At 68.9% G+C, this 17,512-nt stretch carries 11 protein-coding genes and 1 pseudogene; 8 read left to right on the top strand and 4 right to left on the bottom strand.

Annotated features, from left to right (window positions below):
• Nucleotides 1-162 precede the first annotated feature (162 nt).
• The 3 genes from QFZ76_RS06605 to QFZ76_RS06595 all read left to right on the top strand — a co-directional run bounded on the left by QFZ76_RS06605 (nucleotide 163) and on the right by QFZ76_RS06595 (nucleotide 4,919).
• On the top strand, nucleotides 163-1,476 hold the full coding sequence (locus QFZ76_RS06605) for an NtaA/DmoA family FMN-dependent monooxygenase (RefSeq protein ID WP_307672814.1): 1,314 nt from the start codon (nucleotides 163-165) through the stop codon (nucleotides 1,474-1,476).
• 200 nt (nucleotides 1,477-1,676) lie between these two features.
• A complete protein-coding gene (locus QFZ76_RS06600; protein WP_307672813.1) occupies nucleotides 1,677-3,242 on the top strand; it encodes an ABC transporter substrate-binding protein in 1,566 nt (521 codons plus the stop codon).
• Between the two features lie 414 nt (nucleotides 3,243-3,656).
• Nucleotides 3,657-4,919 (top strand): MFS transporter, encoded by a 1,263-nt coding sequence (locus tag QFZ76_RS06595; protein ID WP_307672812.1) that lies wholly within the window; start codon nucleotides 3,657-3,659, stop codon nucleotides 4,917-4,919.
• Between the two features lie 320 nt (nucleotides 4,920-5,239).
• Here QFZ76_RS06595 and QFZ76_RS06590 read toward each other — a convergent pair whose 3' ends face one another.
• The 4 genes and pseudogenes from QFZ76_RS06590 to QFZ76_RS06575 all read right to left on the bottom strand — a co-directional run bounded on the left by QFZ76_RS06590 (nucleotide 5,240) and on the right by QFZ76_RS06575 (nucleotide 10,874).
• Entirely contained in the window at nucleotides 5,240-5,653 is a 414-nt protein-coding gene (locus tag QFZ76_RS06590) for a VOC family protein (protein WP_307672811.1), read from the bottom strand.
• A gap of 201 nt (nucleotides 5,654-5,854) precedes the next feature.
• Nucleotides 5,855-9,052, bottom strand: a complete 3,198-nt coding sequence (locus QFZ76_RS06585) for a glycoside hydrolase (protein ID WP_307672810.1) — start codon at nucleotides 9,050-9,052, stop codon at nucleotides 5,855-5,857.
• A 241-nt stretch (nucleotides 9,053-9,293) separates the two neighbouring features.
• Nucleotides 9,294-9,613 (bottom strand): annotated as a pseudogene (locus QFZ76_RS06580) (antibiotic biosynthesis monooxygenase).
• 139 nt (nucleotides 9,614-9,752) lie between these two features.
• The gene (locus tag QFZ76_RS06575) at nucleotides 9,753-10,874 is read right to left on the bottom strand and encodes a glycosyl hydrolase 53 family protein (protein WP_266445033.1); all 1,122 of its coding nucleotides are present in this window, start codon (nucleotides 10,872-10,874) and stop codon (nucleotides 9,753-9,755) included.
• Between the two features lie 311 nt (nucleotides 10,875-11,185).
• Between QFZ76_RS06575 and QFZ76_RS06570 the strand changes: the two genes are divergently transcribed.
• The 5 genes from QFZ76_RS06570 to QFZ76_RS06550 all read left to right on the top strand — a co-directional run bounded on the left by QFZ76_RS06570 (nucleotide 11,186) and on the right by QFZ76_RS06550 (nucleotide 17,507).
• The gene (locus tag QFZ76_RS06570) at nucleotides 11,186-12,781 is read left to right on the top strand and encodes an alpha/beta hydrolase (protein WP_307672809.1); all 1,596 of its coding nucleotides are present in this window, start codon (nucleotides 11,186-11,188) and stop codon (nucleotides 12,779-12,781) included.
• Between the two features lie 215 nt (nucleotides 12,782-12,996).
• Nucleotides 12,997-14,670, top strand: coding sequence for a cellulase family glycosylhydrolase (locus tag QFZ76_RS06565; RefSeq protein ID WP_307672808.1), 1,674 nt, complete (start codon nucleotides 12,997-12,999; stop codon nucleotides 14,668-14,670).
• A gap of 213 nt (nucleotides 14,671-14,883) precedes the next feature.
• Complete coding sequence (locus QFZ76_RS06560; RefSeq protein ID WP_307672807.1) at nucleotides 14,884-16,395, top strand: cytosine permease; 1,512 nt, start codon at nucleotides 14,884-14,886, stop codon at nucleotides 16,393-16,395.
• An 11-nt stretch (nucleotides 16,396-16,406) separates the two neighbouring features.
• Nucleotides 16,407-16,949, top strand: a complete 543-nt coding sequence (locus QFZ76_RS06555) for a cysteine hydrolase family protein (RefSeq protein WP_307679947.1) — start codon at nucleotides 16,407-16,409, stop codon at nucleotides 16,947-16,949.
• 156 nt (nucleotides 16,950-17,105) lie between these two features.
• Nucleotides 17,106-17,507 carry an SseB family protein gene (locus tag QFZ76_RS06550; protein WP_307672806.1) on the top strand — a complete coding sequence of 134 codons (402 nt, stop codon included), beginning with the start codon at nucleotides 17,106-17,108 and terminating at the stop codon, nucleotides 17,505-17,507.
• The last annotated feature ends 5 nt before the right edge of the window (nucleotides 17,508-17,512 follow it).

The following is a 17,512-nucleotide window of genomic DNA, read 5'->3' as shown; positions in this document are numbered from 1 at the left end:
CAACGGTCAGGCCTCGCCCACGAGGTCGAGGTCTCCACAAGTCGTCTTCGGAGCGATCTCCGGTACGGGCCACTTGCCTGGTGACGGGACACGCCGGCAGCGCAATGCGGGCGCAACTGCGTGACTCGGTGCGCGGAAACATCGGAAAGTCAGGTTGGGGTCATGTTTCATTTGGGCTGGTTCATGGGCAGCGGCTTCAGCGTTCAGACCTGGGCGATGGACCCGTGGGCGGGTAATACCGGACACGACTGGATGAAGGGCGACCTGTTCGTCGACCTGGCAGCGGCGCTGGAGCGGGCTCGCTTCGACTACCTGCTGGTCGAGGACACGAGCATGGTCGAGGACGCCTACGGCCGCTCGATGGAGACGACGCTCAAGTACGGCCTGCTGGCCCCGAAGAGCGATCCCGTCCCGCTGATCCCGTTGCTGGCACAGCGGACCAAGCACCTCGGCATCGCGGTGACCTTGTCGACGAGCTTCTACCACCCGTTCATGGCGGCCCGGACGATGACCACCCTCGACCACCTCACCGAGGGGCGGGTCGGGTTGAACGTGGTCACCGGGAGCTCGTCGCGCGCGGCGCAGCAGTACGGGTACGACACGCTGATGAAGCACAGCGAGCGGTACGAGATGGCCAAGGAGTGGATGGAGGCCGTCGGGGCGTTGTGGGACTCGTGGGAGGAGGGTGCCGTCCTCGTCGACCAGGAGACGCCGCGCTACGCCGACCACACGAAGGTGCACCCGGTCGATTTCGAGGGGAAGTACTTCAGGACCCGCGGGCCGCTCAACACCATTCCCGGGCCACAGCGCCGTCCGGTCATCGTGCAGGCCGGGGCCTCGCCAGCGGGCCGTGACCTGGCCGCAAAGTACGCCGAGTCGATGCTCGCGCACGGCACAAGCATCGAGCAGATGAAGGCGTTCCGGCAGGACATGCACCGCCGCATGAAGGAGTACGGTCGCGACCCGAGCACGCTGAAGATCCTCTTCCTCATCGACCCGGTACTCGGTGACACCGATCGCGTCGCGCAGGCGCGCGTGGAGGACATGCAGGCCGCCCGCTGGAGCGACCAGGCGATCGAGCGGAAGCTGTGGGGGCTGAGCTACACCTCCGGCGGAGAATTCGATTTCTCCACGTTCGATCTCGACAAGGAGGTCCCCGACGTCTGGGGCAACGGCGAGACGAGCACCCTGCGTACGTTCATCGAAGGCGCCCGCGGCAAGACGCTGCGCGAGGCCGTCGCCACCGTCGACACCCACGCCGGCCTCGCGTTCGTCGGCTCGCCCGACACCGTGGCGTCGAAGATGGGCGAGGCGATGGAGGAGATCGGCGGCGACGGTTTCCTGTTGTCGCCGACCGTCACGCGGCGCAACATCGCCGAGATCGCGGACGGTCTGGCACCGGCCCTGCGCAAGCGCGGACTCATCAGGGACGGCTACAACCACAGCACGTTCCGCGAGAACCTCCTCGAGTTCTGACGGCGCAATAGGAGAGGTACTGATGCGACGCGACTGCGTCACCTGACGCGGTTCTACTGCTCGGAAAAGTGGAGGCACGCCAGCGCATGCCGTGCTTTCAGCCGACGGTGGAAGCAGAGCAGGAGTCAGTGGTGGATAAAACGGCAGACCAACAGCGGAGATCGCCGGACTTTCCGGCTGGATTGGACCGCCGCGGATTCTTGAAGGCCGGCGGTCTCGCTATCGGCGGTGTCAGCCTCGCGTCGCTGATCGCCGCGTGCGGCCCCGACGGCAGCGGCGGCGGGGCGGGCGGTTCGAAGCTCACCCTGCGGATTCCGTTCCTGGCCGATATGCAGGTTCCCGACCCGGACATCATGTACGAGGGCGAAGGCGTCCAGGTCATGGAATCCGCCTACGAGGGACTTGTCCGCTACAAGCCAGGCAGCTCGGAGTTCCTCCCGGGGCTGGCGAAGTCATGGACGCTCTCGCCGGACCAGCTGACGTACACGTTCAAGCTTCAGCCGAACGTGAAGTTCCACGACGGTACCCCCGCGGACGCGGAGTCGTGGCGGAAGACCTTCGAGCGGCGCGGCAAGATCGCCCAGGGCCCCGCCTACATGGTCGCGGAAGTGGCCAGGACCGCGGCGCCCGACCCCACCACGTTCGTCGTGACGCTCAAGTCGCCGAACAACGCGTTCCTGCACTACATGGCCTGCCCATGGCAACCGCTGGCGACGAGTCCCGCCGCAGTGGCGAAGCACGCCGTCGGCGGCGATCTCGCGCAGGGGTGGCTGAAGACGCATGACGCGGGCACCGGGCCGTACATCTTCAAGGAGTTCGTGCCGGGCAGCCACTACACGCTTGAGGCATTCCCGGACTACTGGGGCGAGAAGCCCGCGTTCAAGACCATCCAGATAAAAATCACGCCGAGTATCGCGACGCAGAAGCTACAGCTCGACGCGGGCGCGTTCGACATGGTGACCAAGGGCTTCGCGATCCGGGACGTGCTGCAATACCAGAAGAACTCGCAGTTCAGGGTCGTCAATTCCTACGGCGGCGTGGGCGAGGCGATCTGGCTGAACCCGACGGCCGGCGTCTTCGCCGACAAGGCGCTGCGCAGGGCCATGCTCACCGCCCTGGACCGCGCATCGATCGTCGACACGGCGTGGGGCGGCCTCACCAAGGTCCAGAAGGGACTGTTTCCGGAGCGGACGCTCTCCTCGACGCTGGCGCCGTTCCCGGCCCAGGTGGACACCGCCGCGCTCAAGGCGCTGGTGCCGGGCCTGAAGGGGAAGAAGATCGATCTGGCCTGGGGCTCCGACGGCGGCGCGCCGCGGCAGCAGATGGCCGAGCTGGTCCAGACCCAGCTGGCTGCGCTGGGCCTCGACGTCACCGTCCGCGAGATGCCGGCGTCACAGATGTTCGACCTGCCCAACCAGCCGCCCGACAAGCGCCCGGACATCCTGGTCACCTTCCTCGGCGGGGACGCGCTGCACCTCGACACCACACTGCGGATCCTGTTGCGCACCGGTGCCAAGCCGCTGAACTTCTTCCAGTACTCGAATCCGACGCTCGACAAGCTGATGGACCGGGCGATCAAGCAGCCGACGGCCGCGGCGACGGAAGCGGTGTACGCGACCTGCAGCAAGATCATCCTCGACGACGCCGTCTGGATCCCGCTGTGTATCACGCCGAACTCCACGATCGCGCACAGCTACGTGAGCGGAATCGAGAACAACTCCTTCTACCCGGCGATCTTCTGGCCGCAGGCCTTGAAGAGGACCTGATCAAGCCCTGGTCAGGCCCGGGGCACTGCCTGACCAGGAGCGCTGGCGCCGGGTCCCGGCTGAAGGGGACCCGGCACGCATTGTTGAAGGCGGTCGACGCTCACCCTGCGGGCGCCTGGGCGGGGAGCGGACCCTGATCGTGCATGTGCTCGTGGAGCCGACCTTCGCCCGTCAGGCATCGGTCTGTTCGCCGCGCAGCGATCGACGGCGGGGACTTCAGCGGGATCGCCGGTGGTGACGCTCGTGATGGGTGTGTTCCATATGGTTACGGACATCACCGTCGACGCCGTGCCATCGGTCGCCGCCCCGCGCGTCGCCGTCTGAGTGAAAGCCCCCCGAACACCAGCGCAATCGGCCGGGCATCGGGCGGACTCTCCCAGGTGACGGCAGTGTCCTTGGGTGAGCCGTGTGGACATGGCTATGCGTGGAGACCGGCGTGGATCCCTCCCGAAGGTGCTGATCAGCTCGTGGCTGTGGCATCTGACGCGCTGGGACGGGCTTTTCCTCGGGACATACCTGGTGACTCACCTGGGCGGGCGTCCGATCGACAACCAGCTCGCCGGGTTCGCCATGTTCTCGCCCATGCTGCTGGGTGCCTACGTCGCCTCCAGGACGCGACGCGACGTGGAGCCGCGCCGGCTGGTGCTCTTCACCGAACTCGCGTTGCTGCCGATCTCGGCGGTGATGATCGCGGTCGTGAGCACCGGTGCCGTCCAGACCTGGATGGTGTACCTGTTCGAGCTCGCGTACGGGTTCGGCGGTCTGGTGAACATGACCGCGCAGCGCGAGCTGCTGTTCCGCATCGCCGGGCCTGAGCACTCGCATCGTGCAGTCAGCGCCGAGATGGCGGGCCTGGCGAGCGCGACGATGCTCGGCCCGCTGATCGGCGGCGTCACCATCGGAGTGTTCGGCCTCGGCGCCGCGTTCGCTGTTCCCACCGTGCTGCTCGCCGGCTCCACCGCGCTGCTGTGGCACGCGACCCGCGGGATGCCGGCCGACGCGCCCGCGACCGCCGGGCCGGACACCATGTCCACGGCCGCGCCGGGCCCGACGGGTTGGCAGTTGCTGCGGCGCTCGCCGGCGCTCAGGGTGGTCCTCTTGGTGACGGTGATCTGCAACCTCTCCTACTTCGCGTTCATGCCCCTTGTCCCGGTCATCGCGAACGGCCTGGGCGCCGGGGCGGCGATGGCCGGGGTGATCGGCTCCGCCGCCGGCACGGTGCAACTGGTGACGGCGGCGGCGCTGGTCATCTGGCCGGCCCGGCGGCCGGGCGCTTCGTACGCGTTCGCGGTAGCGCTCTGCCTGTGCTGCCTGGGCGTGTTGTCCTACGCCCCGGCAGTGGCGGTGGCTCTGCTCGCACTCGGCGCGGCAGGAATCGGTCAGGCCTACTTCGGCACGATGCAGGCGACCCTGTCGGTGGACGCCGTCGCCCCCCACGAACGCACTGCCGCGCTCGGCCTGCTGAGCACCACGATCGGCCTCGCGCTGCCGTCCGGCATGGTGATCCTTGGCGTTACGGCCGGCCTGCTCGGTACCCGGCTGGCGATGCTCGTGTCGGCCGTGGTGGGGCTGGTCGCGCTGACGGCAACGCTGCTGGGCAGCCCACAGCTGATGCGGTCACCCACGACGGCAAGGCCCACGGCGGTAAGCCCGCACACGGTAAGTCCGGACGCTTGACGGGTTGCTCCCGCAGCTCGGTATCACTGATGGCGACGATCCGGTCCTTCGACCACTCATAGCCCTTGCCCTCTCACATGCTGTGCGGCAGCTCCATCGGTACGGCCCAGTGGACCGACGTCGACGAGTGGTACACCCTGACCGCCCCGCCGCCGGCAGCGCACCCTTCGCGCGTTGATCGACTGGAGCTACGAGCCGTGCACGCCCCGCCCGCTCACAGCAGGGACCCCGAACCGACGGCACCCCGGCACCCACCGCGCGGCGCCCGTCGGGAACGAGGGCGTGCGGTGGATGCCGGGGTGATCCGAGTGTGAGTGCGATCAGCTCTGCTGCTCGGTGATGTTGACCATCCAGGGGATGCCGAAGCGGTCGGTGCACATGCCGAACACGTCGCCCCACATCTGCTTCTCCAGCGGGACGGACACGGAGCCGTCGGCGGACAGCTTCTCCCAGTAGCCGCGCAGTTCCTTGTCGTCGTCGCCGCTGAGGCTCACCGAGAAGTTGGTGCCCGCCGTCTGCTCCATGCCCGGTGGGTTGTCGGCGCCCATCAGGGTGAAGCCGCTCGGGGTCTCCAGCATGCCGTGCATGATCTTGTCGGCCTCGGGGACGTCGGGCTGGCCGAATTCCCCGTAGGTGTTGAGCCTCAGCGTGCCGCCGAAGACATCCTTGTAGAACTCCATCGCCTGCCGGGCGTCACCGCTGAAGCTGATGTAGGGGTTGAGGCGCGAAGCCATGAAAACCTCCTCATTGAGGCTGGAAGGCCGGATGTGCGCACACTAACGCGGGGCACTGACAATGGCCTGTCCTGCGCGGGCCCGGCCGCCCGCACACGCGTTTGTCCCACGGTGAGAAGGCCGTAGAAGCCGAGGTGACGGCGGGCCGCCGAGCCGGATCGTCGGCCGTGAGGGCGTGCTCGCGTTCTGGGGCCAGGGGCATCAGCGCCGTACGAGTTCGATCCGGTACTGCCTCGTCCGTGACCCGTCCTCGCTGGTCACGGAGACGACGGCCAGGGTCCGGCGGGGTTCGTGGGTCCTCTCGACCGTGACGGTCGCATAGGGGTCGCAGGCCGTCGCGGTGACCACGGCCCGGTGGGGATCGGCGGTGACGACACGGTGGTCGGCGGTGTCGGGATCGAACGCGGCGACGGGGACCCCGGCCACCTCGACCGACGCGGCGGCGGCGTCCGAGGAGACCCCGGGGGTCCTGGCGTACAGCTCGATCTCGCTCATGGTGATGTAGCCGCCGGGCCGTGCGGTCATGACCACGCGTACCCCGGTCGTGGGTCCCGCTGCGAGCGGCACGTCGACCACCGGAGTGCCCTCGGTCTCGACCGCGATGTCGTCACTCGCGTCGATCCACGTTCCGTCGGCGGCGCTGCGCACCTGCGCCTTCAGGCTCGTGGGGAAGGAGGCGTTGTTCCCGTCGCGGTGGAAGTGCGCGACGACCCGATCGAGGTCGCGGGCGGTCGGCAGGGTGAAGGTGAGGGTGTCGGACGGGTTCTTGGTGCCCGGTTTCCAGTTGGACCAGGCCTTCTCGGCGGTGTCGCCGTTGCGCAGGCGGTCGGCCGAGTAGCCGCTCTCGGTGAAGGTGGCCGCGAGCGAGACGCCGGCGTCGGGAGCGATGTTGGTCTTCGTCGGTTCGGTGACCTGCACACGCACCGTCGCGTCGACCGTGCTGCCGTCGACCACCCGGGCGGAGCCTCGGAGCGTCACGACCGCGGTCCTGTCGAACGCCCCCTCGGGCGCCGGGTCCCAGGTCACCGGAAGATCGGCCCTGCCGCCGTTCCTGCCGACGCCGACCACGGTCTTGGGAAGCTCCGGACGTCCACCCACGTAGGTCTTGGCGCGGCCGGGGAGTGTCGAGGCGATGGTGTCGACGGTGACGACCGCCTTCGCCGGGATCTCCCGCCCGAGCGGGTCGGTCGCCCGTCCCGTGACGCGTACCGTTCCGGGATCGCGCCACGCCCGGTCCGGCGGGACGTTCCAGACGACGGGGAGGGAGCCGCGCGCGCCGTCCCGGTACACCGGCGTCACCGTCTCCGGGAGCACCGGCGGCAGACCGGGCACGGTGAACACCTCGGGCCGCTCGGTGCGCAGCACGGTCTCGTCGGTCACGGTCCAGCGCTGGTTCGCCGCCGAGGTCGGGGTGTACGTCGACACCCTGGCGCCCTCGGCGGAGGACTGCCCGGTGACGTCGAGCAGGCGGCCCGTGGCGGCGTTGACGAACGTCCAGGTGCCGTCGCCGGTCGTCGACAGGATCCACTGGGCGGCCTCACCGGGCTCGCTGTCTGCCGGGTCTTCCAGGACGGCCTGGTTGTCGTGCACCGCGAGGCGCTTGCCGGTGGTGGGGCTGGTGAGGGCATAGCGCTCGCGGTGGTCGGTGCCGGGCGTCAACTGTCGTACGGACCACAGCTGTTCCGCGCTGCTCGCGTCGGTCGTGCGGATGGCGACGCCGGTGCCGTCGGCCGACGGGGCGAGCGACTTCCCGCTCTGTGCGCCCTGCAGCCGGTACACATGGCCGGGCTGCACGAGCGCGGCGTCCTTCGCCACACCGCCGACGCCCTCAACCAGGAAGGTGGTGACCGACTTCGCGGGGACGACGAGGGTGGCCGACCGGTCGGTGACCCGGACCGGGGTGCCCTTCACCAGCGCACCGTCCGCGCTGGTCACCACCGGAGTGACCGAGGCACCGGGCATGACCTTGCCGAAGCGGGAGAGATCGAGGGTCACGGAGCGCGCGGACGTACCGCCGTTCACGTGCACGACGGTCGCGGCGCGGCCGGACTGCTTCACCGCGGCCACGCTGGACGGGTCGTCGGTCTTCACGAAGTGGTCGCCGGGGCGGATGTAGTGGGTGAAGTTCCGGATGGTGTGGAACTTCGAGTTGGCGCGGACTGGACAGGTCTCCAGGGTGTCCTCGGCCGTGCAGTTGAACGGGACGTGGATGCTGCCCCAGTTCTTGCCCGCCGCGGCCTGCGGGATCGAGTCCTCGACCGGCTGCCAGAACACCCAGGCGGAGGGCTCCAGTTCGCGCATGTCGTCGACCATCCGGGTGGCGATGCCGAGTCCGGGTTCCATGCTGGTGAAGTCGGTGCCCGTCCCCCAGGTGCCCTCGACCTCGCTCATCCACAGCTTCTTGTCCGCGCCCTTGGCGATGTCCCGGGCGCTGGTGCGCATGCCCGTGCCGTAGGTGTGCACGTTGAGCTGGTCGACGGCGGTGCGGGCGGCGGTCTCGTAGGCGTTCCAGTTCTGAGTGAAGATGCCGGGGTTGGTCTCGTCCATCGCCGAGATACCGGCGCCGGTCCGCGCGCCGTCGAGCGCCTCGTCGAGGGCGAGGAGCACCTTCTGCTGGAGTGCGGGACCGGCGTGCGCGCCCTCCTGGCGCCCGCCCGTGGGCTGACCGTCGGCCCCCAACTGGGTTCCCCAGTAAGGCGTGTTGGGCTCGTTGAGCGGGTCGATGGTGTCGAAGGTGATGCCGTGCGCCTTCTCCAACTGCTCGGTCACGCGCACGAGATAGGCGGCGAAGTCGTCCACGCGGTCGGCCCGGATCTGGTCCGCGCTCGCGTCGAAGCCGCCGGAGACATATCCGCTGACCGTCTGGAACCAGGGCGGCGAGTTGCTGAACGCCTCCCAGCGGGTGACCTTCTCCTTGATCTGGTCCAGCCACCAGCGCTGGCCCTCGTCGGCGTTCCAGTCCCAGTGGTCCGGGTTGTTCGGATCCCACCAGTCCATGTCCTTCTGGGTGGTCCCCTCGGGAGCCTTCCAGAAGCCGTCCATGGTCGCGCCCGGCTTCATGTAGTCCTTGCGGATGTCGGGGGCGTTGCCACCGCCGATGTTGTAGCGCGCGATGTTGAGGGCGAGCCCGTCCGCGCCGAACAGCATGTCGACGAGCCGTCTTCGGATCGGCTCCGGGTAGCCGCCCGTGGCGTTGGCGAACCAGACGAGGCTCGTCCCCCAGCCCTCGAACTCCTGCTGCTGGTACGACGGATCCACCCGCACCGTGACCGCGCCCGGCGGCGGGGTGTCCGCGACGGCGGCGGGGGCGGTGACGAGGCTCGCGCCGAGGACCAGGGGGACTGCCGGCGCCAACGCCCGGGCGATGCGATGTCGACTGGACACGGAACTTCCTTCCATGACAGCGGAGATGCACAGAACACAGAACACAGAACACAGAACACAGAGGCACAGAGGCACAGAGGCACAGAGGCACAGAATCGACCAGAAGCAATCGAGCTCACCGCATGCTTGACGACAGAAATGAACACGTCAAGACATTGCGCAGGCGGCGCGGCAGGAAACGAAAAAGCACGCCCCGGGGCCGACGGAGGGCACTGCCTCTCCGCTCGCCGGCCCCAGGGCGTGCCCCGGGTCTGCCTCAGCCCTGCTTGGGCGCCGCCTGCTGCACCACCTCGAAGGACCACAGCGTCGCCCCGCTCGCCGCGGGCTTGGGCCGCTCGCCGCCCGCCTCGCCACCACCGCTGTGCGCCGCCTGGCCCCGTCCGGACATCCAGTTCTGGAAGTCCTCCTCGGTGCGCCAGCGCGTGTAGACGAGGTAGGTGTCGGTGCCCTCCACCGGGCGCAGCAGCTCGAACCGTCCGAGCTCTCCACGGCACCCGCGCGAGCCGCGAACCGCTTCTCCAGCGTTTCGCGCTGGTCCTCGGGAACCGTGAGTACGTTGATCTTGACGATGCTCATGTCCTCCATTCTGTAACAGAGGCCGGGGTCGGAGGACGGTGGCACCTTCCCGCGCGGCGAACACACGAACGGCACCGTCCGAAGACGGTGCCGTTCGTCACCGGGCGACAAGCACCCGGGCACCAAGAACTACCAAGTACTACGGGGTCCACTTGACGTTCGGGTTTACCTGACCGGTCCAGTTGAAGATGGCCATGTTGTCCCAGCCGTTGCCGCTGTTGTTGATGTCGGCCGGGTCCCAGCCGTTGCCGTTGACCGCGTACCAGGTCGGCTCCCAGTAGAAGACACCGATCGCGCCCGCGTTGCGGGCCGTGTTCTGCACGGCGGTGAAGTTGTCGGCCTGGCCCTGCCAGGTGAGCGGGTAGCCCGAACAGCCCGTGGTGATCGAGTTGCTCGTGCTGTCCGCGTTCCCCGAGGTGAACGGGTACGCCGTCTCGGCGATGACCACGTCCTTGCCGTAACGGGACTTCATGTCGGACACGACACTGCCCATGTTGGCCAGTGTGCCGTGCCACGGGCAGTAGTACGACAGCCCGGTGATGTCCCAGTTGACGCCCTTGGCCTTGATGCCGTCGTAGAACCAGCGCGCGTGCTCGTCGCTGTCCGCGTTGGCCGTGTGGATGATCACCTGGGTACCGCTGTTGCACGCCTTGGTCGCGTTGTAACCCGACTTGAGCAGCAGGCTGAGGTTGGTGAAGTCGTTGTTCACCACCTTGCCCTCGTTCCACAGCATGCCGACGTTGATCTCGTTGCCGATCTGCACGCTGTCCGGGGTGGTGCCCTGGGACTTGAGGCTGTTGCAGACGTCGGACGTGTAGTTGTAGACGTCCGTCTGCAGCTGGCTGATGTTGTGGCTGGACCAGGCCGCCGGCTTGTACTGCTTGCCCGGGTCGGCCCAGGTGTCGGAATAGTGGAAGTCGACCAGCAGCTTGAGGCCCTTGGCCTTCACCTGCTTCGCGTACGACAGCACCTTGGCCTTGTTGTTGTAGCCGCTGGCCGGGTTGTTCCACACGCGCAGGCGGACGTAGTTGACGCCGGCACCCTTGAGGATGTCGAGCGGATCCCTGGCGGTGCCGCTCGCGTCGTAGTACTTGGCACCGAGGTCGATCGCACGTTGCGCGGTCGACACATCGGCGCCGCGCATGGTGAGCGTGCCCGCGGCGGAGGCGGTCGTGGGGGTGGTGAGCAGGGACGCGGGCAGGGCGACGGCTGCCATGAGCAGGGCGGCCTTCACTGTGCGACCTGGACCGATCACGGTCATCCCGAACTCCTTTGATCGAGACGTGGCGAAGCCAAGCTGTCGGGCTTGACATGCGCATGTAGCGGGTTCCGTGAACGTTCACAGTAAGGGAGGTAACAAGGGCTGTAAATATGTGTGTCGCGGGGATTTCGGCCAGGTGGTGGGCTTGGCCGTCACGTCAGTGGGTTGGGTACGTGCACAGTCAGTGGATCACCAGGTCGGCGAGGCGCCGTCGGCCCGCTCGCTGACCGATCATCAGTTTCCTTGTCCTGCAAGGAGGTTCGGGTCATGCTGTGATCCGTCTGTGTACTCCTGACCCATAAGGAACATCTGTGCTGTCCAACCCCCCACTGTCCCCGCGTCGCAGAGGCCGCCGAAGACTGGCCGTCGGAGCCCTGGTCACCGCGCTGTTCGGCCAGTTGCTCGCCGGGACCGCCGTCGCGGCCCCCGCGGCCAAGACGCCGGCACCCGGGCGAATAGCCTGGGAACCCTGTGAATCGCCCTCCGGCGAGGGCACCTTCGAGTGCGCCACCATCAAGGTCCCCGTGGACTGGAAGCGGCCGCGGGGTGCCACCATCGACCTGGCCCTCAATCGCCACCTGGCCACCGACCCCGAGCACCGGATCGGCTCGCTGCTGATCAACCCCGGTGGCCCGGGCGGCTCCGGTGTGGGCTTCGCGTTCAGTGCCCCCGACTCCTTCTCGCCCGCGCTGCTGGAGCGTTTCGACATCGTGGGCTTCGACCCGCGCGGCGTCGGCCTCAGCAACCCGGTGAAGTGCGACGGGGACCGGGTGGCCGCGCAGGGTGCGCTGCTCTACCCGGACAGCGCCGCCTCCTTCGCCGCACTCCGTGAGGCCAACCAGGCGCTCGGCGAGAACTGCCGCGAGCTCACCGGTCCGCTCGTCGACCACATGGACACCGCGAGCGTCATCCGCGACATGGACGCGATCCGCGCCGGCCTCGGCGAGAAGCGGATCAGCTACTACGGCGTCTCCTACGGCACCGGCATCGGCCAGCAGTACGCCGAGCGCTACCCCCACCGCGTCCGCGCGATGACACTCGACTCCAACATGGACCACAGCCTCGACCCGTGGACCTACCAGAAGACCGAGACCGTCGCGATGGAGGAGTCCTACGGCCAGTTCGCCGACTGGTGCGCTCGTACGGCGTCCTGCGTGCTCCACGACCAGGACGCCCGCGCCCTGTTCGACTCGCTCTACAAGCGGGCCGACGCGGGTGAGCTGGTCCTGCCGGGCGACCCGCCCTACACCTTCACCACCCAGGACCTCCAGGGCCTCGCCTTCGGCTACATGTACGACCCGGCCACCTGGTTCCAGTTCGCGGAGGACCTCGCCTACCTGGACGCCCCCGAGCCCGCGGCGGACCGGTCCCTCGGCAAGCGCGGCGAGCCGACGGAATTCGCGTACCTCCCGGTGATGTGCCAGGACTACGACTTCGACCTGCCCTCGTACGGCACGCTGGCCCGCTTCGAACGCGCGCTGACCCGCCTCGCCCCCCTCACCCGGCTCAACTCCCTCGCCTGGACGGACCTGACCGGCTGCCAGAACTGGCCGACCGAGGTGACCAACCCGCCGCACCGGCTCCGGGTCGACGGCACCCCACCGATCCTGGTCACCAACAGCCGTTACGACGTGGCCACCCCGCACTCCTGGGGCTCCAACGCGGCCCGCCAGATCGGCCGCGAGGCCGTGTTCCTCACGTACGACGGTGCCGGCCACGGCGACTACTGGCTGAGCCCGTGCGCGCGGGACGCCATCGACACCTATCTCGTCACCCTGAAGACTCCGCGCAAGGGCACCCACTGCCCCGCGGTCTGGCCGACCGGGCCCTCGGCCCAGCGCCAGTCGCCGAGCGGCGGTCTCGTCAACCCGCTGCCCGATCTGCTGGGCACGGGAACGCGCCGTTGAGTCGCGTGACGCAGCCTGATTCGACGCGGTTGTGAGCGAGGGGTCGTGGTCCCGGTCGGCGGGGCCACGACCCCCTCGGGCGTCTGCCCGCCTACGACGCCACGTGACGATGCGTGCGCGATGTCTTGACGTGTACTTGGCATGGTGGCTTCATGGGAGCGCTCCCACGACACTACTCATGCCAGAGTTCCTCGGCGCTCACCCCTGGAGTCGCAGTGAGAACAGCAAGAAGTACGACACGAAAGGACCCACTGGCCCGTCTGCTGACCGGCCTCGCCGCACTGCTCGGACTCGTCGTCCTCGGCGTCCTCTGTCCGACCGCCGCCCTGGCTCAGGCCGAGCCCCGGGCGCCCGGCGCCCGGGCCACCGGCCTCCACATCAGCGACGGCCGACTGCTCGAAGGCAACGGCAACGACTTCGTCATGCGCGGCGTCAACCACGCCCACACCTGGTACCCGGGCGAGACCCAGTCCCTGGCCGACATCAAGGCGCTGGGCGCCAACAGCGTCCGGGGCGTCCTCTCCGACGGCCATCGCTGGACCGAGAACAGCCCGGCCGACGTGGCGAACGTCGTCGCCCAGTGCAAGGCCAACCGGCTGATCTGCGTCCTGGAGGTGCACGACACCACCGGTTACGGCGAGGACACCGCGGCCGGCACCCTCGACCACGCCGCCGACTACTGGATCGGCCTCAAGGACGTGCTCGCCGGCGAAGAGAACTACGTCATCGTCAACATCGGCAACGAGCCCTGGGGCAACACCGACCCCGCGGGCTGGACCGACCCCACGATCGCCGCGATCAAGAAACTGCGCACCGCCGGGTTCGAGCACACGATCATGGTGGACGCACCCAACTGGGGCCAGGACTGGCAGGGCGTCATGCGCGCCAACGCCCAGTCCGTCTACGACGCCGACACCACCGGCAACCTGATCTTCTCGATCCACATGTACAGCGTCTACGACACCGCCCAGGAGATCACCGACTACCTGAACGCCTTCGTCGACGCCGGACTGCCCATCCTCATCGGCGAGTTCGGCGGCCCCGCCGACCAGTGGGGCGACCCCGACGAGGACACCATGATGGCCACCGCCGAGCAGCTCGACCTCGGCTATCTGGCCTGGTCCTGGAGCGGAAACACCGACCCGATCCTCGACCTGTCGATCGGCTTCGACCCCGACAACCTCAGCTCGTGGGGTCAGCGCATCTTCCATGGCGCGAACGGCATCGCCCAGACCGCAGAGGAAGCCACCGTCTTCGGCGGCGGAAACCCGGGGGACACCCAGGCCCCGACCGCGCCCGGCACCCCGACCGCCTCCGCGGTGACGGCCACGTCCGCCGCCCTCTCCTGGACCGCGTCCACCGACAACGTTGGCATCGCCGGCTATGACGTCGTCCGCGTCAGCGGCAGCACCGAGACCAAGGCCGCCGCCTCCGCCACCAACTCGGTGACGGTGACCGGCCTCACCGCCGACACCGCGTACACCTTCGCCGTCTACGCCCGGGACGCGGCCGGGAACCGCTCGGCCCGCTCGGCCACGGTGAACGTCACCACCGGCAGCGCCCCGGCCGGAGCCTGCTCCGTCGCGTACCGCGCCACCAACGAGTGGTCCGGCGGCTTCCAGGGCGAGATCGTCATCCGCAACACCGGCACCACCGCGATCAGCGGCTGGACCCTCGCCTTCGCCTTCGCCAACGGGCAGACCATCACCAACATGTGGGGCGGGACCCCCACCCAGACCGGCGCCACGGTGAGCGTCGCCCCCGCCTCCTACACCTCCACCATCCCCGCCGCCGGATCGGTCACCCTCGGCTTCATCGCCGGCAAGGGCACCACGAACACCGCTCCGACCGCGTTCACGCTCAACGGTTCGGCCTGCACCACCGCTTGATCCAGTGCCGGACCCGTTTTCTCGTCCGCAGTCGTCATGGACGTGCGCACGCTGCGCCCATGACGACTGCCGGACGACTGTCATGGCTCCCAGAGGGCCGGCGCGTGCAGGCATGATCCTTGGTCTCGAACGGTATGCATGCGACGAGCGTTCGAGTCACTCTCGACCTCCCACCCCGCCTCCGCCCGACAGGTACAGACAGGCAGGTCGACGATGGCAGAGTCTCCGAAGGCCGAGGTTTCCACCGGAGGAAGAGCACCGAGCCGACAACTCCAGGTGGAGACACACGGGCTCGACGTGATCGGCGACGCCGAGCGCAAGGGCACTCCGCGGACGCTGTTCTGGCCCTGGTTCGGGGCCAACGTCTCCATCCTCGGGCTCAGTTACGGCGCCTTCGCGCTCGGCTTCGGGATCTCCTTCTGGCAGGCGCTCGTCGCCGGAGTGATCGGCATCGTCTTCTCGTTCCTGCTGTGCGGTTTCGTCGGCGTCGCCGGCAAGCGCGGCTCCGCACCGACGATGGTGCTGAGCCGCGCCGCGTACGGAGTGCGCGGCAACCGTCTGCCGTCGGTGGTCTCCTGGATGCTCACCGTCGGCTGGGAGACCGTGCTGTGCTCCCTCGCCACCATGGCGACCGCGACCGTCTTCGTCCGGCTGGGCTGGGGCGGCGGTACGGAGACCAAGCTCGTCGCGCTGATCGTGGTCGGCGCGCTCACCGTCGTCGGCGGCGTGATGGGCTTCGACCTGATCATGCGGCTGCAGACCGTCATCACCGTGGTCACCGGCGTCCTGACCCTCGTCTACATCGGGCTCGTCGCGGACCACATCCACTGGAGTACCGTCAGCGCCGTCCCGGCGGGCTCCGCGCAGGAGTTCATCGGCGCGCTGGTGTTCATGATGACCGGCTTCGGCCTCGGCTGGGTCAACGCCGCCGCCGACTACTCCCGCTATCTGCCCCGCACCTCGTCGAGCCGGGGGGTGGTCGGCTGGACCACCTTCGGCGCGTCGGTCGCGCCCCTGCTCCTGCTGGTGTTCGGGCTGCTGCTGGCCGGCTCCTCCACCGCGCTCAACGCGGCCGTCGCCGCCGACCCGATCGGCGCCCTGACCACCATCCTGCCGACCTGGTTCCTGGTGCCGTTCGCCGTGGTCGCGGTGCTCGGCCTGGTCGGAGGCGCGGTCCTCGACATCTACTCCTCCGGCCTCGCCCTGCTCTCCGCGGGTCTGCGGGTGCCCCGCTATCTGGCCGCCCTCGTCGACGGTGTCCTGATGATCGCGGGCTCGGTCTACATCGTGTTCGTCGCCGACGACTTCCTCGGCCAGTTCATGGGCTTCCTGACCACGCTGGGCGTTCCCATCGCCGCCTGGTGCGGCATCATGCTCGCCGATCTGCTCCTGCGCCGCCGCGACTACGACGAGGGCGACCTCTATCGCCCGCGGGGCCGCTACGGCGACGTCCCGCCCACTCCGCTGCTGCTCACCCTCGCCGCCACCGCCCTCGGCTGGGGCCTGGTCACCAACTCGGCCGCGGGCTGGCTGGAGTGGCAGGGTTATCTGCTCGACCCCCTGGGCCTCGGCGGCAAGTCCGGTTCATGGGCGTACGCCAACCTCGGCGTCCTCGCCGCCCTGGCGATCGGCTTCCTGGGCACCCTGGCACCGGGGCGCGGGCGGGTGCGTGAGCAGGAGGCGAAGGCGCCGAGTCCGACGGTGGAGGAGGGGGCGGTCGCGTGACCGCCGATCGCATGGTTACTGGCTCGCTCGCCGTCATCGACATGCAGCGCGTCTTCGCCGACCCCGACAGCCCGTGGGCGGCCCCGCGCTTCACGGAGGCGGCACAGGGCGTACGACGACTGCTGCCGGCGTTCGGGGACCGCGTCACGTTCACCCGCTTCCTGGCCCCCGAGAAGCCCACCGGCGCCTGGCGGAGGTACTACGAGCAGTGGCCCTTCGCCCTGCAGCCGCCCGACGCCCCGCTCTGGCAGCTGACGGACGAGTTCGCCGCCGGGGCACGGCACGTGCTGGACGCTCCCACCTTCGGCAAGTGGACCCCCGCACTCGCCGCCCGCCTCGGCCCCGAGGGCCGCCTGGTCCTGGCCGGGGTCAGTACCGACTGCTGCGTCCTGTCCACCGCCCTGGCCGCCGCCGACGCGGGAGTGGAGGTCCTGGTGGTGTCCGACGCGTGCGCGGGCGCGGACGACGCCTCGCACGAGAGGGCCCTTCAGGTGATGGAGCTGTACGCGCCGCTGATTCGTGTGGTCACCGTGAAGGATCTGACCGGAGACTGACGAACGGAGACACCCGGTGCCGCTGAGCCCTTCCGTGATCTGCGGAGAACCATAGGAATGCTCCGGCCGCGGTCGGGTACGCGAGCAGGACCGCACTTGGGGCGATCTTGCCCCGGGCGGGCCGCACGACCGCCGCTACCAGGGGAATCATCAGCCATGGAAACACCCGCGTACGACAACACCGCCACACCGGCCCGGCGGGCGCTGGACGCGCTGGCCGAGAACACCGAGGACACGGCGGCGCTGGCGGCCCTCGCGAGCAGCGAGGTGCTGGTGCCGGTGCCCGACGATGCCGCTCAGGAGGAGGCCGGTGATTCCAGCGTGGTGGCGCTGCCGGTCCTCGAGCAGCCGGACGGCGCTCCGGTGGTGCCCGTGTTCACCTCCGAGCCGGAGATGGCCGAGCTCCTCCCTTACGTCTCCCGCTACCGTCTGGTCCCGCTGGGCGCCCTCGCCGCGCAGTGGCCGGCCGACGACCTGTCCCTGACCATCGACGCGAACTCCGCGCATCCGCTGACGCTCACCTCGGAGGGCGTCCGCACCCTGCTGGCGAGGCCGTAGGGACG

It is taken from the genome of Streptomyces sp. V4I2 (genome assembly GCF_030817655.1).
Lineage (GTDB): Bacteria > Actinomycetota > Actinomycetes > Streptomycetales > Streptomycetaceae > Streptomyces > Streptomyces plumbiresistens.
The sequence above is the reverse complement of the archived record's forward strand: the minus strand, read 5'-3'. Positions and strand labels throughout refer to the sequence as shown.

What these genes read in the sequence shown, in the direction of transcription:
- QFZ76_RS06595 (WP_307672812.1), top strand. Translation starts at nt 3,657, where the DNA reads ATGGCTATGCGTGGAGACCGGCGTGGATCCCTCCCGAAGGTGCTGATC.
- QFZ76_RS06560 (WP_307672807.1), top strand. Translation starts at nt 14,884, where the DNA reads ATGGCAGAGTCTCCGAAGGCCGAGGTTTCCACCGGAGGAAGAGCACCG.
- QFZ76_RS06575 (WP_266445033.1), bottom strand. Translation starts at nt 10,874, where the DNA reads ATGACCGTGATCGGTCCAGGTCGCACAGTGAAGGCCGCCCTGCTCATG.
- QFZ76_RS06555 (WP_307679947.1), top strand. Translation starts at nt 16,407, where the DNA reads ATGGTTACTGGCTCGCTCGCCGTCATCGACATGCAGCGCGTCTTCGCC.
- QFZ76_RS06605 (WP_307672814.1), top strand. Translation starts at nt 163, where the DNA reads ATGTTTCATTTGGGCTGGTTCATGGGCAGCGGCTTCAGCGTTCAGACC.
- QFZ76_RS06590 (WP_307672811.1), bottom strand. Translation starts at nt 5,653, where the DNA reads ATGGCTTCGCGCCTCAACCCCTACATCAGCTTCAGCGGTGACGCCCGG.
- QFZ76_RS06550 (WP_307672806.1), top strand. Translation starts at nt 17,106, where the DNA reads ATGGAAACACCCGCGTACGACAACACCGCCACACCGGCCCGGCGGGCG.
- QFZ76_RS06585 (WP_307672810.1), bottom strand. Translation starts at nt 9,052, where the DNA reads ATGGAAGGAAGTTCCGTGTCCAGTCGACATCGCATCGCCCGGGCGTTG.